This is a genomic window from Pseudomonas congelans, assembly GCF_900103225.1.
GTDB classification, from domain to species: domain Bacteria; phylum Pseudomonadota; class Gammaproteobacteria; order Pseudomonadales; family Pseudomonadaceae; genus Aquipseudomonas; species Aquipseudomonas congelans.
On record NZ_FNJH01000001.1, the window covers coordinates 1,395,920 to 1,417,891 of the forward strand.

Genomic DNA, 21,972 nt, shown 5'->3' on the forward strand with positions numbered 1-21,972 from the left:
CGGGGAATGGCATCCGCCCCCTGTATAGCGCAGGGACGGATGCCTAGGGCTTTTTTGGCCAGCTCGGCACTTCGCGGCGTGATCCGGTCGTGACTGCCTGGGCGGGCAACTCACCCCAACTGCCCTGCCCGCTATCAGGCTCGGTCTGTTTGCTGGACGATCCTGGTGGCGGTGGCGGTGTCTCGGAATTTTGCGGCGGCGGTGAGGGCTCGCGGCGCCGGTGACGCAAGGCAAATTCGGCAACCGCCTCAATGTCCTGCTCTTCAATGTGCCCGGCACCCCGCCACGCTGCATGAGCGCGCGCAGCCCGCAGCCAGACCAGATCGGCGCGCATGCCGTCGACACCTGCGGCAAAGCAGCGCTCGGTGATCATTGCCAGGGACTGGTCATCCAGCTCGATGCCTGACAACAACTGACGTGCCTGTTCACAACGCAGCTTCAAGGCATCCTGCTGCGCTTGCCATTGCTGGCAGAAGCCCTGTGGATCGGTGTCGAAATCCAGACGGCGACGGATGATCTGACTGCGCTCGGCGGGCAGCGTATGGCCGCTCAGCGCCACATTGAGGCCAAAGCGGTCCAGCAACTGCGGGCGCAATTCACCTTCTTCGGGGTTCATGGTGCCGATCAGCACGAAACGCGCAGCGTGACGATGGGAGATGCCGTCGCGCTCGACCAGGTTAACGCCGCTGGCCGCGACGTCCAGCAGCAGGTCGACCAGATGGTCGGCAAGCAGGTTGACCTCATCGACATACAGCACGCCACCGTCGGCCTTGGCCAGCACACCCGGAGAGAAGCGCGCACGGCCCTCGCTCAGCACGGCGTCAAGATCCAGCGTGCCGACCAGACGCTCTTCGGTGGCACCCAGCGGCAAGGTGACGAACTGACCGCTGGCCAGCACATCGGCCAGCCCGCGGGCCAGTGTCGATTTGGCCATGCCCCGCGGCCCTTCGATCAACACGCCGCCGATGCGCGGATCGATGGCAGTCAGGCACAACGCCAGTTTCAGGTCGTCGGCACCGACCACAGCGGCCAGTGGAAAATGCGGAGTTTCGCTCATCGTTGAATCAGACACGGTCATCAGTTCTCTTCTATGTCCAGGAGCAGGTCTTCCAGCGCCTGCTGATACTCGCCAGGCTCCTGCCAGAGGCCACGCTGCTGGGCTTCGAGCATGCGCTCGGTCATGTCGCGCAAGGCATCGGGGTTGTGCTGGGCGATGAAATCGCGAGTCGCCGGGTCCAGCAGATAGGCGTCGGCGAGCAGCGCGTACTGGTGGTCATCGATCAGCTCGGTGGTCGCATCGAACGCGAACAGGAAATCCACGGTCGCGGCCATCTCGAATGCACCCTTGTAACCATGGCGCTTGGCGCCCTCGATCCACTTCGGATTCGCTGCGCGCGAGCGTATCACCCGGTTCAGTTCTTCCTTGAGGGTGCGGATTTTCGGCAGGTCTGGCTGGCTGTGATCGCCATGGTAACTGGCAGTCTTCTGCCCGCTGAGGCTTTCAGAAGCGGCGAGCATGCCGCCCTGAAACTGGTAGTAGTCATTTGAGTCGAGCAGATCGTGCTCGCGATTGTCCTGATTCTGCAGTACCGCCTGCACCTGAGAAAGCCGCTGGGCAAAACGCTGGCGGGCAGGCGTGCCCTCGTCCGCAGCTCCATAGGCGTAGCCGCCCCAGTTCAGGTAAACCTCGGCAAGGTCGTCGCGGCTCTGCCACAGGCGGCCATCGATAGCACCCTGCACGCCAGCGCCATAGGCACCGGGTTTGGCACCAAAGATCCGCCAGCCGGCCTGACGCGCCGCCTCGTCTTCATTCAGGCCTTCTGCGATGAAGCCTTGCCGTTCTTCACGGACCCTGGCCGCCAGAGGGTTCATGTCGTCGGGCTCGTCAAGCGCTGCGACGGCCTGCACCGCGGCGTCGAACAGTTTGATGAGGTTGGCGAAGGCGTCGCGGAAGAAGCCGGAAACCCGCAGCGTCACGTCCACCCGTGGGCGGTCCAGCAGGCTGATCGGCAGAATCTCGAAGTCATCGACCCGCTGACTACCCGTCGCCCACACCGGACGCACGCCCATCAGCGCCATGGCCTGGGCGATGTCGTCACCGCCGGTGCGCATGGTCGCTGTGCCCCACACCGACAAGCCCAGCTGGCGCAGATGATCGCCATGGTCCTGGAGGTGTCGTTCCAGCAACAGGCTGGCGGACTGGAAGCCGATTCGCCAGGCCGTGGTAGTCGGCAGGTTGCGCACATCCACGGTAAAGAAGTTGCGGCCGGTAGGCAGCACATCGAGGCGCCCCCGGCTCGGTGCACCGCTGGGGCCTGCCGGTACGAAACGGCCACTCAGGGCGTCAAGCATGCCCTGCATTTCACTGGGGCCGCAGGCGTCCAGACGCGGCGCGACGACGTCACGCAGGCTGTCGAGGATCTGGGCCAGATCATCGTGAGCCGGCAAGTCGGTCAACGCTTCGCCCTGCGTGACACGTTCGATGAGGGTAGCGGCGTAAAGCTCCAGCCGCTCACGAGCATCGCCCGCACTGCGCCAGGGGTCGCTGCTCAGGTCGTGCAACACAGCGGGGCGCGGGCCGGTCCAGGGTTCGGCCAGCTCGCAGTTCAACGGGTCGAAGTCCAGCTCGAACGCCTTGCTCAAGGCACGCAACAGACTGGATTGCGCGCCACGCCCGTCACCGCGCGGAATACGCAACAAGGCCAGCAAGGTGTCGATGCGCAGGCGCCCTTGCGGCGACTGACCGAAGATATGCAGGCCATCGCGAATCTGCGATTCCTTCAGATCACACAGGTAGGTATCCAGACGTGGCAGCCAGAGCGCCGCGTCGGCGTCGCTGTCGAGGTTCTCGCCCAGCGCCAGCTCGCGATCGATATGGGTTTCACGGACCAGTTCGAGAATGTCACGCTGCAGCTCGCGCGCGCGGCGCGGATCGAGCAATTGCGCTTCGTAGAATTCGTCGGCGAGCAGTTCCAGATTACGCAACGGGCCGTAGGTCTCCGCGCGGGTCAGCGGCGGCATCAGGTGATCGATGATCACCGCCTGGGTACGCCGCTTGGCCTGTGCGCCCTCGCCCGGATCGTTGACGATGAACGGATAGATGTTCGGCATGGCGCCCAGCACCGCATCCGGCCAGCAGGTTCGCGACAAGCCCACGCCCTTGCCCGGCAGCCATTCGAGGTTGCCGTGCTTGCCGACATGCACCACCGCATGCGCGCCGTAAGCCTTGCGCAGCCAGAAGTAGAACGCCAGATAGCCATGGGGTGGAACCAGATCCGGGTCGTGATACACCGCGCTCGGATCGACCTGATAACCCCGCGCCGGTTGAATGCCGATGAACGTAAGGCCAAAGCGCAGTCCGGCGATCATCATCCGGCCACTGCGAAACATCGGATCGGTGTCCGGCGTGCCCCAGCGGGCATTCACTGCATCGCGATTTTCCTGCGGCAGCTCATTGAACGCCGCCAGGTACTCCTCCAGCGCCATGCTTTGCTGACACGGGCGCTGGTCGATACTGTTCAGATCATTGGTCACGCCGCCCAGCAATTGCTGGATCAGTTCGGTGCCGCTGTCCGGCAAAGGTGCCAGCGGATAGCCCTCGGCCTGCATGGCGCGCAGGATATTCAGCGCCGCAGCAGGCGTATCGAGCCCCACACCGTTACCGATCCGCCCATCGCGAGTCGGGTAGTTGGCGAGGATCAGCGCCACGCGCTTTTCGCCATTGGGCAGGCGCGCAAGCTCGATCCAGCGCCGCGCCAGTTGCGCGACGAAATCCATCCGGTCCGGCTGGGCGCGGTAGCAGACCACGTCCGACTGACTGCGCTCGCTGCGCCAGGCCAGGTCCTTGAAGCTGATCGGCCGACTGATGATGCGTCCGTCGAGCTCCGGCAAGGCAATGTGCATCGCCAGATCACGAGCGCCAAGCCCCTGTTCGCTGGCCTGCCAGGCTGGCTCGTTGTCCTGCGCGCAGATGGCCTGAATGACCGGAACGTTGCGTCGAAACGGACGCAGATGCGGCGCTTCCGGGCTCGACTGGGCAAAGCCGGTGGTATTGAGGATCAGCTCGGTTTCAGCCTCATCCAGCCAGTCCTCCACCTGAGTGAAACAGCCTGGCTCCTTGAGGCTGGCCACGGCGATGGGCAGCGGGTTGATGCCTTGCGCCTGCAAGCGCACACAGAACTCGTCGATGAAACCGGTATTGGCGGCCTGCAGGTGCGAGCGATAGAACAGCAGCGCCACCACCGGTTGCTCGGCAAGCCAGTCTGCCCGCCAATCGGCAAGCTGCGCACTTGCCAGGCGAGGATGGTAGATCGCTGTGCGCGGCAATGGCGCGGGCTCGGCCCAGGAATAATCGCGGTTCAGCCAGCGGCTGGCCATGCAGTTGTAAAGTTGCAGCGCGTTTTGCAGGCCGCCCTGACGCAGAAACTGCCAGAGTCGGTCGCGCTCGACGGCAGGCACGGTGCTCAGATCACTCAGTTCCGGATCAGGACGGTCATCACCGGGCACCAGAATGACCTGAACGCCGCGTGCCGCGAGTTCCATGAGCCGCTCGACGCCGTAGCGCCAGTAGCCAATACCGCCGTGCAGAGAAATCAGAATGACCTTTGCGTGACGCAGCACTTCATCAACGTAGAGGTCGACAGAGGCGTGATTCTGGACCTGCATCGGGTTGGCCAGACGCAGGCTCGGGTAGTCTTCGGGGAGCTGCCGGGCAGCTTCGGCCAGCAGTGCCAGGCTGGAGTCGCCACTGCAGAGAATCACCAGCTCGGCCGGGGTCTGGCCCAGATCGGCAATATTGTCGTCAGGTACGAAACCGCCGGGCTGGGTTCTCAGTAAATGCATGGGTTAGCCGACAATCGCAGCATTGAGTTGCGCTTGCAGGGCCACGGCATCCAGCTCCTGACCGATCAGCACCAGGTGCGTGGCACGCTCTTCATCGGCACGCCAGGCGCGGTCGAAGTGCTTGTCGAAACGAGTCCCGACACCTTGAATCAGCAGGCGCATCGGCTTGCCGGGAATAGCCGCGAAGCCCTTTACACGCAGAATGCCGTGCTGCACCACCAGTTGATTCAGTGCATCGAGCAGGACTTTTTCGTCGGCTTGCGGCAGTTTCAGGGAAATCGAATCGAACGCGTCGTGATCGTGGTCATCATGATCGTCATCGTCGTGATGATCATGATGAGTCTTGCGAGCATCGATATGCAGCTCGGACTCGGCACCGACACCCAGCAGCACGCTGATCGGCAGGCGACCACTGCTGGCCTCGATCACCTTGACCGCAGGCGGCAACTCTTCGGCAACTTCGGCACGCACTGTCGCCAGACCTTCGGCGTCGATCATGTCGGCCTTGTTGAGGATCACCAGATCGGCGCTGGCCAGTTGATCGGCAAACAGTTCGTGCAGCGGCGACTCGTGATCCAGGTTGGGATCGAGCTTGCGCTGCGCATCGACCTGATCCGGGAAGGCGGCAAAGGTACCGGCCAGCACCGCCGGGCTGTCGACCACCGTGATCACCGCATCGACCGTGCAGGCGTTGCGGATTTCCGGCCACTGAAAAGCCTGGACCAGCGGCTTGGGCAATGCCAGACCCGAGGTTTCGATCAGGATATGGTCCAGGTCACCACGGCGCGCGACCAGTTCGCGCATGACTGGAAAGAACTCTTCCTGCACGGTGCAGCACAGGCAGCCGTTGGCCAACTCGTACACCCGGCCGTTGGCTTCTTCTTCAGTGCAGCCGATCGTGCACTGCTTGAGGATTTCTCCATCGATGCCCAGCTCGCCGAACTCATTGACGATGACCGCGATGCGCCGCCCTTCGGCGTTGTCGAGCATGTGCCGCAACAGGGTGGTCTTGCCCGAGCCGAGGAAGCCGGTAACGATGGTGACGGGAAGCTTGGCCAGTGTTTTCATCAGGTGCCCTTTGGCAATGCGGCGGGCAAACAGGACGAGAACCGCATGCATGACACGCAGATCGGATCGCCACCGGATCACCCCGCCCGGTTGTAGTGAGAATTCTCGGAGGCCGCGGCATGCGTGGCCCGTTCGAGGCAGGTCTCCTGGCTCACGGCGGCGTGCGGCAGGCAATGAATAATGTGCCGACACGCATTCATTGCGCCTTCCCGCCGCAGCAGTGGCTGTGCAATGAACATGACCGTTTACAGTTGCGGGGGCAGCTGCGGCATGTACCGCATTCCCGTCTTAGCTCCACTGGGTGATGTTTTACACAGGGAGAACCTCGAACCGGCAAGGCTACGCAGTGACTGCAGGCAGGTCAATCGTTCAGATTGACGCTGCCCCGCCGCCCATGCTCTCCTGTGCGCCTTGTTTCGGGTGCCCCTCACGGGGTGAAACGGGAAACCGGTGCGCTCGCGTTGTCGAGCAAGTCCGGTGCTGCCCCCGCAACGGTAAGCGAGAGTAGGTCTGATCCACTGTGCCGCTGGCATGGGAAGGTGACCTTGCAGGCTTTGACGCACTGACGTCGCAGCCCCTCGCGAGCCCGGAGACCGGCCCGATATGCTTGCAATGACAAACCCGCGGTGGGCGGGCGCAGTTGAAACCTCCGGCGTCTGCCGGCAGGTTCTTTTGCGCGTGGCCCACTTGCCAATCATCAAGAGGGAACGCCATGTCGACCATCAGCAGCCACGCCGCCGCGCACAGCTCCACACGCACTCAACGCCTGACAGCCGCCATCAGCGCTGCGCTTCTCGGCGCCTGCCTGGTGTACTTCGCCGGTTTCTCGCACATCGCGGCCGTGCACAATGCGGCACACGACACCCGTCACAGCGCTGCCTTTCCTTGCCATTGAGGGCGACACAATGTTCAAGCGAATCGCTTACACCGCAGGTTTCACCGGCCTGCTCGCCGCCCTGCTGCTGACCCTGCTGCAAAGCCTGTGGGTGGTGCCGCTGATCCAGCAGGCCGAGACCTACGAAAACGCACCTGCCGAGCAACTGCATCAGCACGCTGACGGCGCGATGGCCGAACACAGTCACGCCCATGACGAAGCGGCCTGGGAACCTGAAAACGGCTGGCAGCGTGTGCTGTCCACCACCGGCGGTAACCTGGTGGTCGCGGTGGGCTTCGCCCTGATGCTTGCCGGGCTCTACACGCTGCGCGCGCCGGGTCGCACCGTGCACGGCGCATGGTGGGGACTGGCCGGTTTTGCGGTATTTGTACTGGCCCCGACCTTTGGCCTGCCACCCGAACTCCCGGGCACAGCCGCCGCCGAGCTGAGTCAGCGTCAGTTGTGGTGGCTCGGCGCCGCCGCATCGACTGCCGCCGGGCTGGCCTTGCTGGTGTTCGGTCAGAACTGGCTGCTCAAAGCACTGGGTGTGGCCATTCTGCTCGTCCCGCATGTGCTCGGCGCGCCACAGCCGCTGGTCCACGAAAGCCTGGCCCCCGAGGCGCTGGAAGCGCAGTTCATGATTGCCTCGCTGCTCACCAACGCGCTGTTCTGGGTCGCGCTGGGATTGATCAGTGCCTGGCTGTTCCGCAGAAACGATGTGCACAACGACAATGTCGACCTGCATCAGGCCTGATCCAGCGACGCGTCAACCCGGCGCAGCACTGGTGGCCGGGCTGGGCTGTCGGCGCGGCTGTTCGGCTGCGCTGTTGCGCGACCTGCTCGAGCAGAGCCTGCAGGCACTTGGTCTGGAAATTGGCCAGGTGACCGCACTCGCGTCCATCGACCTGAAAGAAACCGAGCCCGGCCTGCTTGAGCTGGCCGGGCAACTGGCAGTGCCACTGGTATGCTTTAACGCCGCGCAACTGGTAGCGTGGGAACTGCACCTCACCCACCGTTCTGCGCAGGTCTTCCAGAGTACTGGCTGTCACGGCGTCGCCGAGGGTTCGGCGCTGGCACTGGCGGCGCAACTCGGAGACGGTACGGCCACCCTGCTGATCGAACGGCAGAAAAGCGCGCAGGCTACATTTGCCTTGGCAATCAGCCCTGCGCACAGCGGATAATCTCCCCCGCGCTCATTCACTCCGGAGAATTCATTGACTGTCTATTTCATCGGCGCCGGCCCTGGCGATCCCGAGCTGATCACCGTCAAGGGCCAACGCCTGATCCGCAGCTGCCCGATCATTATCTACGCAGGCTCGCTGGTGCCCCGCGCCGTGCTGGAAGGTCATCAGGCCGTGCAGGTAACCAACAGCGCCGAGCTGCATCTGGAGCAGATCATCGATCTGATCAAGGACGCCCACGCACACGGCCAGGATGTGGCGCGCGTGCATTCCGGAGACCCGAGCCTGTATGGCGCTATCGGCGAGCAGATCCGCCATCTGCGCGAACTGGACATTCCGTTCGAAATCATTCCGGGGGTGACCGCAACCGCTGCCTGCGCTGCACTGCTGGGCGTCGAGCTGACCCTGCCGGACGTTTCGCAGAGCGTGATTCTGACCCGCTATGCCGACAAGACCTCAATGCCCAGCGGCGAGGAACTGGCCAGCCTGGCCAGCCATCGGGCAACCATGGCGATTCATCTGGGGGTTAACAACCTGCAGCGGATCGTTGAAGAGCTCGTGCCACATTACGGCACCGACTGCCCGATTGCCGTGGTGCACCGCGCCAGCTGGCCGGATCAGGACTGGGCCATTGGCACGCTGGCGGATATTCAGGAAAAGGTGCAGGCCAAGGGCTTTCGCCGTACGGCACTGATTCTGGTCGGACGTGTGCTTGCCGACGACACCTTCAGCGAGTCCTCGTTGTACCGCGCCGGGCATGCTCATTTGTTCAGGCCGCAGTAGTCATTCCCTCCACGCCGCACGATGATCGCGGTGCCAAGCAGTGACGCGTGGCGTGATGAAAAGCGTGCCAACGCCGGGTTGGCACGCTGATCGATAGTGCCCTCCTCAGGCAGCCGCCTCATACAGCTTCGGCGCAGCCACTTCGCCGCTTTCCAGGCTCTTGCGCAGGATATCGGCCTGCACGGCAGCCGCTTTCATGGCGCTTTCCTTGATGTAGCCATAGCCGCGAATGCGTTCCGGCAGACGTGCCAGGCTCAAGGCTGTGTGGCGATTCTGCGCCTGAAGGTGCTGCAAGATCAGTTCGACATCGCTGACATAGCGGTCAATCAACGCCCTCTCCTGCTGACGTTCAAGGCTGCGACCGAACGGGTCGAGCGCAGTGCCGCGGAGGAATTTGAATGTCGCCAGCACATCGAAAGCACGCAACATCCATGGCCCAAAGCTGCGTTTGCGCGGCAAGCCATTGTGCGGGTCGCGCTTGGCCAGCCACGACGGCGCCAGGTGAAACTCCAGCCGATAGTCACCCTCGAACTGCGCTTGCAACTGGCGGGTAAACTCGCCGTTGCTGTACAGCCGCGCCACTTCGTATTCGTCCTTGTAGGCCAGCAATTTGAAGTAGTTGAACGCCACCGCCTCGGTCAGCGTCGGCTGCTGGCCAGGGAACGCGCGCGATTCGCTGTCGCGTACGCGTTGCACCAATGCCAGATAGCGCTTGGCGTAGGCGGCGTTCTGATACTGCTTCAAGGTATCGACATTGCTCTGGATGCGCTGATCAAGGTCCATTGGCTGCGGCTCGCTAACCTTGTTTTGCGGGTTGACGAAGGCCTCCACGGCGACAGGATCGTGTGCAGTACGACGTCCCCAGAGAAACGCCTGCTGATTCAGGTTGACCGCAACGCCGTTGAGTTCGATGGCCTTCTCGATGGCTGCCGAGGTCAACGGAATCAGGCCCAGCTGGAAGGCATAGCCGAGCATGAACAGGTTGCTGGCAATGCTGTCACCCATCAGTCGGGTGGCCAGCGATGTGGCTTCGACAAAGTGGGTCTTCGCCGCGCCGACCGCCTCGATGATGGTCTGCTTCATGGCCTCGGCCGGAAACACGGCATCCGGATTGCGCGTGAACTCGGCGGTTGGTGTTTGCTGGCTGTTGACCACGGCATGGGAAATCTTGCTGTCGAGCTTGGCGATCGCATCCGGACCGGCAGCCACCAGCAAGTCACAGCCGAGCAGCAGGTGTGCTTCACCGGCGGCGATACGCACAGCGAACAGATCCTCTTGACGCGCAGCAATGCGGATATGGCTGACCACCGGGCCGAATTTCTGTGCCAGACCGGCCTGATCGAGCACGCTGCAGCCCTTGCCTTCCAGATTCGCCGCATAGCCCAGCATCGCGCCGACGGTGGTCACCCCGGTCCCGCCGACACCCGGCAGGAGAATATTGAACGGCCTGTCGAGCGACGGCAGCTCCGGTTCCGGCAGACGTGCGAACGCTTCGACCTGCTTGGGCAACGCAGGCTTGCGCAGCTTGCCGCCGTGCACCGTGACGAAGCTTGGGCAGAAACCCTCGACGCAACTGAAATCCTTGTTGCACGCGCTCTGATCGATTTCGCGCTTGCGCCCCTGCGCGGTTTCCTTGGGCAGCACAGACAGGCACCCGGACTTGACCCCGCAATCGCCGCACCCTTCGCACACCGCCGGGTTGATCAACGCACGCTTTTCCAGATCGGGCATCGTGCCGCGTTTGCGACGGCGGCGCTTTTCAGTGGCGCAGGTCTGGTCGTAGATGATGACCGATACCCCTTTGAACTCGCGTAACTCGCGCTGCACGCTGTCCAGATCGCGCCGATGATGAAAGCTGGTAATCGGCGCGAAGTCCTCGCGACTCGGGTACTTGTCCGGCTCGTCCGAAACCAGCGCGATGCGCTGCACGCCCTCGTTGAACACCTGACGGCTCAGTTGATCGACGCGCAGCACGCCGTCGATCGGCTGGCCACCGGTCATGGCCACCGCGTCGTTGTAGAGAATCTTGTAAGTAATGTTGACCTTCGAGGCCACCGCCGCACGCAGCGCCAGGTGCCCCGAGTGAAAATAGGTGCCGTCGCCCAGGTTCTGGAAAACGTGCGGGGTTTCGGTAAACGGTGCCTGACCGATCCAGGTCACGCCCTCGCCGCCCATCTGGGTAAACGTATCGGTTTCGCGGTCCATCCAGATGGTCATGTAATGGCAGCCGATTCCGGCCAGGGCGCGACTGCCCTCTGGCACCCGTGTCGAAGTGTTATGCGGGCAGCCTGAGCAGAAATGCGGGGTGCGCTGAGTGGTGAACAGCGGCGCCTGCAGCGCTTGCTCCTTGTCGCTGAGAAACTGCAGGCGCGCTTCGATCTGCGGGCTGCTGTAGAACGGTGCGAGGCGTTTGGCGATCACTCTGGCAATCATCGCCGGGGTCAGCTCGCTGAGGTTCGGCAGCAGTGAGCGGCCCTGCTCGTCGAACTCGCCGACCACTACCGGCCGACGGTCCACAGGCCAGTTGTAGAGCTGACCGGTCAACTGGTCTTCAATGACACTGCGCTTTTCCTCGACCACCAGAATCTCGTCCAGCCCTTCGGCAAAGTCGTGCACCGACACCGGTTCCAGCGGCCAGCTCATGCCAACCTTGAGCACACGAATGCCGACCCTCTCGCACAGTTCCTGGTCGATGCCCAGCTCTTCGAGGGCCTGGCGCACGTCCAGATAGGACTTGCCGGTGGTGATGATGCCCAGCCGGGGTTGCGCAGAATCGATCACCACCTTGTTGAGCTGGTTGGCGCGGGCAAAGGCCCTGGCTGCGTAGATCTTGTAGGTATTGAGGCGCGCCTCCTGGGCCAGCGGCGGGTCCGGCCAGCGGATGTGCAAACCGCCTTCGGGTATGTCGAAATCGTCGGGAATACGGGTTTTGATCCGCAACGGATCGACCTCGACTACTGCAGACGAGTCGACGTTCTCGGCAATGGTCTTCATCGCCACCCAGCAACCGCTGTAGCGCGACAGTTCCCAGCCGATGATGCCGTAGTCGAGAATCTCCTGGACGTTGCTGGGGTTGAGCACCGGAATCATCGAAGCGATAAACGCGTGCTCGCTCTGATGGGCGATGGTCGATGATTTGCAGCCGTGATCGTCGCCCGCCAGGATCAGCACACCGCCATTGGCCGCAACACCGGCTGAGTTGCCATGCTTGAAGACATCGCCGCAACGGTCTACACCCGGCCCCTTGCCATACCAGAGGGCGAACACCCCATCGTACTTGCCATGCGGGAACAGGTTGACCTGTTGACTGCCCCAGACGGCGGTGGCGGCCAGTTCTTCGTTGATCCCGGGCTGAAAATGGATGGCGTTTTGCTGCAGGTAGTCCTTGGCGTCCCAAAGGCTCTTGTCCAGATTGCCCAGCGGCGAACCGCGGTAACCGGAAATGAAACCGGCGGTGTTCAGGCCCTGCGCCTCGTCACGCTGCTTTTGCAGCATCGGCAGGCGGGTCAGGGCCTGTGTGCCGGTCAGGTACAGATTGCCGGTGGCAAGCCGGTATTTATCATCCAGACGAATATCAGCCAGGGACATGCGAATACCTCTCTTGTTCTTATAAGGTCAGGTCTTGTACGCCGGGACGGTCCTGCCCGGCAGCCTTGCAATTAGACTGCCAGCAGCAAAGAGGCTTTTTCTTTCTAAATGCGCGCAAATCTGCTGATATTGAGCATGCTTTTTTCGACCAGAACAAAAAACAAGGTCAATTCATGCAGCCAAAATTGAGCCCCATCGATCGCAAGATTCTTCGTCTGCTGCAACATGACGCCAACCTGTCGGCAGCGGAAATCGCCGAACGGGTCGAGCTGTCGCAGTCGCCCTGCTGGAGGCGCATTCACCGGCTTCAGGAAGACGGGGTGATCGAACGCACGGTCGCCCTGCTCAGTGCCCAGAAGCTGGGGCTGAGCATGACGGTATTCGTCGAGGTCAAGCTGTCAGGTCATGGCCGGCGCTATCTGGCCGAGTTCGAGGAGGCGATCATCGGTCACCCGGAGGTGCTGGAGTGCTACACGATGGCCGGGGGGATGGATTTCATGCTCAAGGTGGTCGCTCAGGACATTGCCAGCTACGAACGCTTTCTGCGCGATCATTTGCTGCAATTGCCCCACGTACACGAGGCGCATTCGAACATCGCCATGAGCACGGTCAAGCGCACCACGGAACTGCCGCTGGACTAGAAGAGTTGGGGGGAAAGCGCGGGAAGAGAATCCGCCAGGCGAGCGCCGGCGGATTATCGGTATCAATGAGGGCAATAAAAACATTTGACTTGCAAATGATAATGATTATTATTGCATCAGCGGGTCGCGAGACTCGCTGGATAACCCGGAAGTCTTAGGTCGGCTTCCTGATTATCTCCTCATCAGGCTAATCACGGTTTTTGACCCGGCTTTTTGCCGGGTCTTTTTTTGGTTCTTTCTTTATGGTTTCGCTGCTTCAGGCTAATGAAGTCTGGGTGTTGCGCGGTGTGTTGCAATGGCGCGGATCATAGCAAAGGCTCTTCGAACAAGGCCATGCTTTTAAGGCAAAAACGCCTGGATGCGGCAGATAAAAAGTAAATGCTGCGACTTTTCACTTGAGAATGATTCTCGTATTCACTAGTCTACGCTTGTCACGGACGCTACCCGACACCGCAAGGAAGACCCCCATGGACGATCAGCGAGCGATACATCATGAGTAATCAGCTCTCGTCTCTACTGCACCTCCCCGCCCGCCTGCCCGAGCCGCAACCCACGCTGCAGGCCATCGAACTCGGTCACCGACTGGGCAAGCTCTCGCGCCGGACCCGGCAGATATTCCTGCTCAGCCGACTCGACGGCCTGGCTTATGCCGACATCGCAAGCTTCATGAACGTCGACATCGGCCGGGTAGAACGTGCGATGCTTCGCGCGTTGGGCAAGGCCCATGAGCCTGGTGCCGCAGACACCACAAGCGCTGCCATTCAGGCCACCGCCAGCCGCTGGTATGTGCACTTGCAGAGCCCTGCAGCAACCGCCAGTGAACGCATCGAGTTTCGCCACTGGCTGGACGCCGATGCCGCGCACCTTTCGGCCTTCCAGAACAGCGAGCGCCTGTGGCGTCAGTTGCAGGCACCTGCTTCGTTGCTCGGCGCGTCCGGCTGGCATCGACGCAAGCGCCGTGTGTACCTGGCCTGGTGCCTGCTGACTGCCTTCATCTGCAGCCTGATGGTCACCGCCGAGGCCATGTCCTGACGCGCAGATGACCGTTGCAGTGAATTTTACGTCGCAGGGCGCGATGTCGATCGGTGTACAGTAGTGGCCTGAAAAGGCATCTACGCAAGCAGGCACCTATCTTGACTCTCACTATCGGTTCAGATTTCGACAGCGGCAACATTCAGGTTCTCGACGCAGGCGACCCGGCACATATCAGGCTGGCGATCCGGCCGGACACGCAAAGCGCGCATTTCCAGTGGTTTCATTTCAAGGCAGACGGCCTGAACGTCGGTCAGACGTATGGCTTCAGCCTCACTAATGCCAGCGAATCCACCTTCAACAGTGCCTGGTCCGGCTACAACGCCGTGGCGTCCTACGACCATCAGAACTGGTTTCGGGTACCGTCGGATTTTGACGGCAAGGCACTGAATTTCAGCCTGGCCGCGGACCAGCCGCAGGTCTGGTTTGCGTATTTCGAACCCTACAGCCGTGAACGCCATGACTGGCTGATCGAGCAAGCGCAGGAAAAAGCCGGTGCAAAGTTGCTGGCTGTCGGCAAAAGCGTCGAGGGCCGGGATATTCAACTGCTGCGCAAGGGTGACGGTGCCGAGGGTAAACGCAAGATCTGGATGATTGCCCAGCAGCACCCTGGCGAACACATGGCCGAATGGTTCATGGAAGGCGTAATCGAACGTCTCCAGCGAAAAGATGACGCCGTGCTGCAGCAATTGCTGACCGAGTCGGACCTGTACCTGGTGCCGAACGTCAACCCGGACGGGGCCTTCCATGGCCACTTGCGCACCAACGCCAACGGCAAGGACCTTAATCGTGCGTGGCAGGACAGTACCGAAGCGCTAAGCCCGGAGGTGTCCTTCATCAGGCAGCAGATGGAACAATACGGCGTGGACATGTTCCTCGACGTGCACGGTGACGAGGAAATTCCCTACGTATTCACCGCCGCCTGCGAAGGCAATCCGGGATATACCGCACAGCAACGCCAGCTTGAAGAGCGCTTTCGCAGCCGCCTGTGCGAGGTCAGCGACACCTTCCAGACGGCTCATGGCTACCCACGCAGCGCGCCCGGTCAGGCCAACATGAACCTGGCCGCAAATGCCGTGGGCGAGCGCTACAAGTGCCTGTCACTGACCCTGGAAATGCCATTCAAGGATCACGACAACGCGCCGGACCCGGTCACCGGCTGGTCAGGCAAGCGCTCCGCGCAACTGGCCGGCGATGTACTGACCGTGCTGTCCGAGATGGTAAAAGAGCTGCGCTGAGGGCTCTCCTGACTTCACGCAAACCGGAATGCCCACCTACGCGTGGGCATTTTTGTTTGCGCTGGCGGCACGGCGCACGATCAGACTGGCCAGCGCGATCAGCGCCAGCGTGATCACCACTGCCCCGTAGACATTGCTGGTCATCACCAGCCCCGCCGAGCGGGCAAAGAATCCGGCGACCAGTGCCGGTATGCAGAAGGCCAGATAACTGAGCACCAGAAAAGCCGACATCAGCCCGCCCCGCTCGTGGGCATGCGCCAGGGGCATGAGCATGCGCAGCGCGCCGAGAAAGCTCGATCCGAAACCGATACCTGCGACCACTGCGCCGACAAAAAACAGCCATAGCAAACCCAGGTTGATCGAAAGCAGTATCACCGCAACACCCAGCGACAGAAAGCTCGCGCCTACCCACAAGCCAAGCACCGGCTCGCGCTGACGCAAAGTCAGAATCGCCGCTGCGCCACTAAGGGTCAGCGCCGCAACCGCCAGGCCGCCATTGAGCGGTGAGGTGGAGCCGGTCGCCGCCACCAGCAAGGACGGGCTCAACGACAGAAAGAAGCCACCCAGTGCCCACGCGGCGATGTCCACCGGCAAGACCAGCAAAAGCATGCGCCGTGCCTGCAGCGGTACATGCAACGATGGCTTGAGGGATTGCCAGACACCAGGCTGGCGGCTGACGGTTTCCGCGACGCGTCCCAGGTACAGCGCCTGGCTCATGAATGCGGCCAGCAGCAAGCCGTAGCCCAGCATCAGCGGAAACGGTGCGAACTCCGCCAGCAGTGCCGTCCCCAATGCACCAACGGCCATGCCGAGCATCGGCGAAATACTATTGATCAACGGCCCTTTGACCGAATCATTGTCCAGCAAGGCTGCGCCCAGCGCGCTGGCCGCCAGCCCCGTTGCAAAACCCTGCAGCAGGCGCGCGGCCACCAGCCAGCTGACATCACTGGCCAGAATGAACAGCAGCATCGAGGCGCTTTGCAGCAGCAAGGCGCCAAAAATCACCGGACGCCGTCCCAGATAGTCAGACAACGACCCGCCCATCAGCAAGGCGGCCAGCAGGCTGAACGCATACACTGCAAAAATCAGCGTAAGCACACCCGCAGAGAATCCCCATGCTTCCTGGTACAGGTGATATAGCGGCGTGGGCGTGCTGGACGCGGCAAAAAAGCATAACGTGGTAAACGCCAGAAACCCGAGATGGTTTCGTGCCCGGCCGTCAGCCTTCACGTCTGGCGACGTCGAATCGTTTGAAGAAAGGGACATGGATACGCTCTCCGCCAATGCAACCCGTTAAAGCCATAAATTAGCTTTTGCGGAGTGTGCGACGTGATAGCGCTTAAAGCAAATACTTTGTGTTAAGGTCCGCCGCATGGCTATCAAAGAAGCAGTTCGTACCGGAGGCCGCAGCGCCCGCGTGCAGGAATCCATTCACCGCGCCGTGCGCGATTTGTTGCTGGAACACGATCGGTCAGCACTCAGCGTGCCGATGATCGCGACCCGGGCAGGCGTTACGCCGTCGACCATTTATCGCCGCTGGGGTGATCTGACCACACTGCTGGCGGACGCTGCCCTGGAGCGTCTGCGCCCCGACGCGCCGATCGATCAGGGCAGCCTGCATCAGGATCTGCTGACCTGGAGTGAAATGTATCTGGACGAAATGTCCTCGGCACCTGGCCGGGCATTGATGCGCGATGTCGCCGCCAGCACGTCCGGTTGTGTCGGCAAGTGCGCGGCAATGGTTCGCGAGCAGTTGCAGGTCATGATCGATCGCGCCATCGCCCGCGGGGAAGTTTCCCCCAGTGCCGACGATATGATCGATGCCGTCGTTGCGCCGATGATTTACCGGATTCTGTATGCCGAATCGGCACCTACGCCCGAACGCGTGCGTCAATGGGTCGACCGCTGCCTGAGCTGAGCCGCTTTGTAGGGAGTCAGCAGCCGCAACTCCCGTTATCATGCGCGCCTTGTCCGACATCAATGACCGAACCTATTCATGCACACCCTCGCAGATCTACGCGCCGGCAAGCTGGCAGGCATCAAACGCCTTGACCTCTCCTGTGGCCTGAGCGAATTTCCGGTCGAAATCTTCGACCTGGCCGACACGCTTGAAGTCTTGAATCTCAGCGGCAACAGGCTGACCTCGCTGCCTGACGACCTGTGTCGCCTGACCCGCCTGCGCGTGCTCTTCGCATCAGACAACGCCTTTACGCACCTGCCGGAAAGCATTGGCCAATGCCAGCAGTTGCAGATTGTCGGCCTCAAGGCCAACCGCATAGAACAGGTCAGCGCCGCTGCACTGCCACCTCGCCTGCGCTGGCTGATCCTCACCGATAACCATATTGAGTCGCTGCCCGACGAACTGGGCCGCCGCCCGGACCTGCAAAAACTGATGCTCGCCGGCAACCGCTTACGCACCCTGCCCACGACCCTTGCGCAGTGTCACAAGCTGGAGCTGATCCGCATTGCAGCCAATTGCCTGACCGAGTTGCCGGACTGGCTGCTGAGCCTGCCCGCCCTGGCATGGCTCGCCTTCGCCGACAATCCGTTGTGCGCCGAACGCCCCTCTGTGCCGATCCGGGAAATCCCCTGGCAACACATCAGCCTTCATCAACGCCTGGGCGAGGGTGCGTCGGGGATCATTCAGCAGGCGGTCTGGCATGACGCCGGCGCTGAGCGCATGGCAGCGGTCAAGCTGTACAAGGGCACAGTCACCAGCGATGGCTCGCCCCTCAATGAAATGGCCGCCTGCATCGCCGCAGGCCGGCACGCACAGCTGATCGAGGTTCTAGGACAGATCAGCGGGCATCCCGAGCAGCAACGCGGCCTGGTCATGGCGCTGATCGCCCCCGCTTTCGGCAATCTTGCCGGCCCGCCGAGCCTGGAGTCCTGTAGCCGCGATGTCTATGCCAGCGACACGCGCTTTTCTCTGCCGGTGCTGCTGCGCCTCGCTGAAGGCATCGCATCGGTCACCGCGCATCTGCACGCACGCGGGATCACGCATGGCGACCTCTATGGCCACAACATTCTTGTCCAGGAGGATGGTCATTGCCTGCTGAGCGACTTCGGTGCGGCGTCCTTTCACCCGTCAGCCGTGCAGGGGAAGGCGCTGGAGCGCATCGAAACACGCGCATTCGGTATCTTGCTGGGGGAATTGCTGGAGCGTTGCGAGGCAGATCCGCACGATCAGAACGTCATGGCGGGTCTACAGGCCCTGCAGGCGAGCTGCGTGCAGCCTGATTGCCAGCAACGACCGTCGCTGGCAGAGATTCTTCTACAGATAAAAGCATGGAGCGCGTAAAGCGCTCCATTGCACAGTGATCAGCCTGCCAGGCCCACGTACACGTTCTGCACGTCATCGTGGTTGTCGATGGCTTCGAGAAACGCTTCGACTTCGGCCATCTGCTCATCGGTCAGCCCGTCCACGGTGCTTTTCGGGCGATAGCCCAGTTGCGCGGACTGGACGGTGAAACCGAATTCCGGGAGCGCCTTGCAGACCGCGTCCATGTCTGTGGATTCGGTGAGGAACAGCGTCGCGCCCTCTTCACCTGGCTCGAAATCCTGGGCGCCGGCCTCGATTGCCGCCAGCTCCGGATCGGCATCCGGTGATGCAGGAACAGCCTCGATCATGCCCTGATACAAAAAGTCCCAAGATACGGAGCCCGCAGCGCCCAGCTGGCCCTTGCGGAACAGCACGCGAATTTCCGAGACCGTCCGGTTGATGTTGTCGGTCAGGCACTCGACGATCACCGCCACGCGGTGCGGCGCAAAACCTTCGTAGGTCAGACGCTCGAAGTTGACGCTCTCACCCAGCAGGCCTGCGCCTTTCTTGATGGCACGCTCCAGGGTCTCGCGCGGCATCGAGGCCTTCTTGGCCTGCTCGACCACCAGCCGCAGACGCGAGTTCATGTCCGGGTCTGCACCAGCGCGAGCCGCGATCATGATCTCCTTGGACAGCTTGCCAAACGTACGTCCCTTGGCATTGGCTGCCGCTTCTTTATGCTTGACCTTCCACTGTGCGCCCATGTCTGCTCTCTTGATTCGCTAGGCACCTCGCCGCCTGCGCCTGCATGACTGACAGAACGCGGCGCTGGCAAGGCGCTGAAAAAGGGTCACCGGCAAATACCCTGTCCGGCGCGGCGCATTTTATACGCGATCACGGCAGATGAAACCCCCGATAGACAGATTGGCCTGACGAACTCGCCAAGATGACTGCCAATCCGGCCAACGGCAATCATCGTCTTTCCGTCAACGCTTGTAGGCTCTTTCCGAAAAATCTTGCAGCAATGCTTTTGTGCCCCCTTATTCCGTAACCTGCGCGGCCCCGTTTTTGAAGCTGGAGAGCCCCGCAGATGCGCAAGGACCTGCAAGTGCCCATCATGCTGGCGATCACCGACTGCCAGCCGGATCTGCATGTCATCAGCTTCGCTGGCCATGAAGCCCTCAATGAAACGTATAGCTTCGACATCTGGATGATCGGCAGCAATCCGCATCTGGATGTCGGCAGCCTGCTGCATCGCGAAGCGTTTTTAAGCTTCGGCGAAGCTGGCAGCGGCCGGCATGGCCGTATCGAGCATGCGGTCCGGCTCCACAGCGGGGCTCGCCTAAGCCTTTACCATCTGACCCTGGTGCCCGATCTGCAACGGCTGGCGCAGCATCAACGACACCGCACCTATCAGGACCTTGCGATTCCTCAACTGATCGTGCAGTTGCTTGAAGCGCACGGCATAGGAGCGAACGCTTACCGATTCGAGCACGTGAACGGTCTCTATCCTGCCAGACCGCTGCATATCCAGTACGACGAAAGCGATCTTCACCTGTTGCAGCGCTTGTGCGAGGAAGAAGGCATGCATTTCCGTTTCGAGCATCGCCAGAGCGGCCACCGGCTGGTGTTCTCGGACGACCCTGCGAGCTTTCCGGCGCAGCCATTGCCGGTCCGCTTCAAGCGCCCGGAAGCATCAGGCGCATCGCGAGAGACGCTGTTGCACCTGGCCGAACGACTGGCGTTTCCGTACGTTTCAAGACTGCCCGTCGAGCACCCGCAAGCGCACGCAGCCTCGTCGTTACACGATGAGCATCCTCTGACGATAGCGGCCAATCATGCATTTCAACCGCCTGGCTTTCGTGGAGCAATCAGTCATCAGGAGGCGCTGAGTCGGCAGCGTGGCAGTCGCAGGCTGGAGCGCCTGCGTTGCGAACGGCGCGATGTCAGAGGACAAGGCACCGACACTGCCTTGCAGTGTGGTGAAGTCATCCAGGTGCTCGATCACCCGGAGCCATTGCTTAACGATCAGTGGCTGCTGACCGAAGTCATGCACGCGGGCAGACAGCTACAGGTGCTGAGAGGCGCTGCCGCGCATGATGCTCTGGCAATTCTGCGCATCCTCGTCGAAGCGCAACGTTCGTCACCCGAGGCTGAACAGCTGCAAGGCAACGGTTACTGCAACAGCTTCAGGGTAATACCGTGGGCGACGCCGTTTCGCCCTTCGATCAACCATCCTCGCCCCCCGGTCACCGGTGAGCATTACGCCACCTTGCAGCGCAACGACATCCGCCCGGACCCACCTGGATACCGTTCCATCCGCTTCGACTGGCACGTGCAAGGTCTGGAAGACGATCCCGCACAACGTTGGCCGGTGGCCGAGGTTGCCTGCCCGGAGATTCATCGGCTACCGCCAGGCACACGTGTACTGGTCCGCTTTCTCGACAATCATCCCGAACGGCCTGTGATTTGCGCAGTACTGTCACCGAGTCATGAGCTGGACGGCATGACTGCACACCCGGTCAACGGTATTCGACTGGCGAGCGGTCAGCATCTGCACATCAGCGCCCACGACGGATTGCTTGTGCGCGGGCAAGCCGCGGCGCTGCACGTCGACGCGCAGCGTATTCTGATCGTGGGCCATGGAGATCAGCAGTCCTTGAAATCGGGCTGGCGCTTGTCGATAAACGCGCGCATGCCCTCCTTCTGATCCTGACTGGCGAAGGCAGCGTGAAAGACCCGGCGTTCGAAGCGGATGCCTTCGGCCAGGCTGACCTCGAATGCACGGTTGACGCTCTCCTTGACCATCATCGCCACTGGCAGGGATTTACTGGCGATCACCGCTGCCACTGCCAGCGCTTCCGGCAGCAACTGATCAAGCGGCAGCACGCGGGCCACCAGACCAGCGCGCTCGGCCTCGTGAGCATCGATCAACCGGCCGGTCAGGCACATTTCCATGGCTTTGGCTTTGCCCACCGCACGGGTCAGACGCTGCGTGCCGCCCATGCCCGGCAACACGCCAAGATTGATCTCGGGCTGGCCAAACCTGGCGTTTTCGGCAGCTAGAATGAAATCGCACATCAATGCCAGTTCGCAGCCGCCACCCAAGGCAAAACCGGCCACAGCAGCTACCAGGGGTTTGCGCCGGGCGGCGACCCGGTCGCTTTCACGAAACAGGTCATCGAGGTAGATCTGCGGGTAGGACAGGTCGACCATTTCCTTGATGTCCGCACCGGCGGCGAAGGCTTTTTCCGAGCCGGTCAGCACGATGCAGCCGATCGCGCTGTCCGCCTCGAACTGGTCGAGCGCATGGTTCAATTCGTTGATCAGACGCGCATTCAAAGCGTTCAAAGCCTTGGGCCGGTTGAGCCTGATCAGGCCCACGCTATCTATAACTTCAATGAGAAGTATCTCGTAAAGCATTGATAAATATCCTTTTTATTTAAATAGAAAATTCAGTGGC

The 21,972-nt window shown here is 61.7% G+C and carries 17 protein-coding genes and 2 riboswitches; of the genes, 10 read left to right on the forward strand and 7 right to left on the reverse strand.

Going from position 1 to position 21,972, the window contains the following annotated elements; translation table 11 throughout:
• Positions 1-43: 43 nt before the first annotated feature.
• From BLR20_RS05655 to cobW, 3 genes are read right to left on the reverse strand one after another with little or no spacing between them, the layout of a single operon-like run.
• The gene (locus BLR20_RS05655) at positions 44-1,078 is read right to left on the reverse strand and encodes a magnesium chelatase ATPase subunit I (RefSeq protein WP_010431109.1); all 1,035 of its coding nucleotides are present in this window, start codon (positions 1,076-1,078) and stop codon (positions 44-46) included.
• Complete coding sequence (cobN, locus tag BLR20_RS05660) at positions 1,078-4,842, reverse strand: cobaltochelatase subunit CobN (RefSeq protein WP_054993861.1); 3,765 nt, start codon at positions 4,840-4,842, stop codon at positions 1,078-1,080. The genes BLR20_RS05655 and cobN overlap by 1 nt, the downstream gene beginning before the upstream one ends.
• Before the next feature lie 3 nt (positions 4,843-4,845).
• Positions 4,846-5,910 (reverse strand): cobalamin biosynthesis protein CobW, encoded by a 1,065-nt coding sequence (cobW, locus tag BLR20_RS05665; RefSeq protein WP_010431114.1) that lies wholly within the window; start codon positions 5,908-5,910, stop codon positions 4,846-4,848.
• Positions 5,911-6,029: 119 nt separating this feature from the next.
• Positions 6,030-6,253, reverse strand: a riboswitch (cobalamin riboswitch).
• A 58-nt stretch (positions 6,254-6,311) separates the two neighbouring features.
• A riboswitch (cobalamin riboswitch) is annotated at positions 6,312-6,526 on the forward strand.
• A gap of 96 nt (positions 6,527-6,622) precedes the next feature.
• Between cobW and BLR20_RS05670 the strand changes: the two genes are divergently transcribed.
• From BLR20_RS05670 to cobM, 4 genes are read left to right on the forward strand one after another with little or no spacing between them, the layout of a single operon-like run.
• Positions 6,623-6,805, forward strand: a complete 183-nt coding sequence (locus BLR20_RS05670) for a CbtB domain-containing protein (protein WP_010431116.1) — start codon at positions 6,623-6,625, stop codon at positions 6,803-6,805.
• 10 nt (positions 6,806-6,815) lie between these two features.
• Positions 6,816-7,538, forward strand: a complete 723-nt coding sequence (locus BLR20_RS05675) for a CbtA family protein (protein ID WP_032612704.1) — start codon at positions 6,816-6,818, stop codon at positions 7,536-7,538.
• On the forward strand, positions 7,516-7,965 hold the full coding sequence (locus tag BLR20_RS05680; protein WP_054993860.1) for a cobalamin biosynthesis protein: 450 nt from the start codon (positions 7,516-7,518) through the stop codon (positions 7,963-7,965). The genes BLR20_RS05675 and BLR20_RS05680 overlap by 23 nt, the downstream gene beginning before the upstream one ends.
• Before the next feature lie 33 nt (positions 7,966-7,998).
• Positions 7,999-8,748 (forward strand): precorrin-4 C(11)-methyltransferase, encoded by a 750-nt coding sequence (gene cobM / locus BLR20_RS05685; protein ID WP_032612700.1) that lies wholly within the window; start codon positions 7,999-8,001, stop codon positions 8,746-8,748.
• A gap of 105 nt (positions 8,749-8,853) precedes the next feature.
• Here the strand turns inward: cobM and BLR20_RS05690 are convergent, their stop codons facing one another.
• A complete protein-coding gene (locus tag BLR20_RS05690) occupies positions 8,854-12,336 on the reverse strand; it encodes an indolepyruvate ferredoxin oxidoreductase family protein (RefSeq protein WP_054993859.1) in 3,483 nt (1,160 codons plus the stop codon).
• 173 nt (positions 12,337-12,509) lie between these two features.
• On the opposite strand from BLR20_RS05690, the gene BLR20_RS05695 reads away from it, so the two are divergent.
• The 3 genes from BLR20_RS05695 (at position 12,510) to BLR20_RS05710 (ending at position 15,247) form a co-directional block, all read left to right on the forward strand.
• Positions 12,510-12,977: an Lrp/AsnC family transcriptional regulator gene (locus BLR20_RS05695; protein WP_032612696.1), complete on the forward strand. Its 468-nt coding sequence runs from the start codon at positions 12,510-12,512 to the stop codon at positions 12,975-12,977.
• Between the two features lie 492 nt (positions 12,978-13,469).
• Positions 13,470-14,009: a sigma factor-like helix-turn-helix DNA-binding protein gene (locus BLR20_RS05705; RefSeq protein WP_032612694.1), complete on the forward strand. Its 540-nt coding sequence runs from the start codon at positions 13,470-13,472 to the stop codon at positions 14,007-14,009.
• 101 nt (positions 14,010-14,110) lie between these two features.
• Entirely contained in the window at positions 14,111-15,247 is a 1,137-nt protein-coding gene (locus BLR20_RS05710; protein WP_054993858.1) for a M14 family metallopeptidase, read from the forward strand.
• Positions 15,248-15,283: 36 nt separating this feature from the next.
• On the opposite strand, the gene BLR20_RS05715 is transcribed toward BLR20_RS05710, so the two are convergent.
• Entirely contained in the window at positions 15,284-16,513 is a 1,230-nt protein-coding gene (locus BLR20_RS05715; protein WP_054993857.1) for an MFS transporter, read from the reverse strand.
• A 106-nt stretch (positions 16,514-16,619) separates the two neighbouring features.
• On the opposite strand from BLR20_RS05715, the gene BLR20_RS05720 reads away from it, so the two are divergent.
• Entirely contained in the window at positions 16,620-17,165 is a 546-nt protein-coding gene (locus tag BLR20_RS05720) for a TetR/AcrR family transcriptional regulator (protein ID WP_032612687.1), read from the forward strand.
• A gap of 78 nt (positions 17,166-17,243) precedes the next feature.
• Positions 17,244-18,548, forward strand: a complete 1,305-nt coding sequence (locus tag BLR20_RS05725) for a leucine-rich repeat-containing protein kinase family protein (RefSeq protein WP_054993856.1) — start codon at positions 17,244-17,246, stop codon at positions 18,546-18,548.
• Positions 18,549-18,568: 20 nt separating this feature from the next.
• On the opposite strand, the gene BLR20_RS05730 is transcribed toward BLR20_RS05725, so the two are convergent.
• The gene (locus BLR20_RS05730; RefSeq protein ID WP_054993855.1) at positions 18,569-19,273 is read right to left on the reverse strand and encodes a YebC/PmpR family DNA-binding transcriptional regulator; all 705 of its coding nucleotides are present in this window, start codon (positions 19,271-19,273) and stop codon (positions 18,569-18,571) included.
• A 326-nt stretch (positions 19,274-19,599) separates the two neighbouring features.
• On the opposite strand from BLR20_RS05730, the gene BLR20_RS05735 reads away from it, so the two are divergent.
• On the forward strand, positions 19,600-21,219 hold the full coding sequence (locus BLR20_RS05735; RefSeq protein ID WP_054993854.1) for a type VI secretion system Vgr family protein: 1,620 nt from the start codon (positions 19,600-19,602) through the stop codon (positions 21,217-21,219).
• On the opposite strand, the gene BLR20_RS05740 is transcribed toward BLR20_RS05735, so the two are convergent.
• Entirely contained in the window at positions 21,159-21,932 is a 774-nt protein-coding gene (locus BLR20_RS05740) for an enoyl-CoA hydratase (RefSeq protein WP_054993853.1), read from the reverse strand. The two genes, BLR20_RS05735 and BLR20_RS05740, sit on opposite strands and share 61 nt — an antisense overlap.
• Positions 21,933-21,972: the final 40 nt, after the last annotated feature.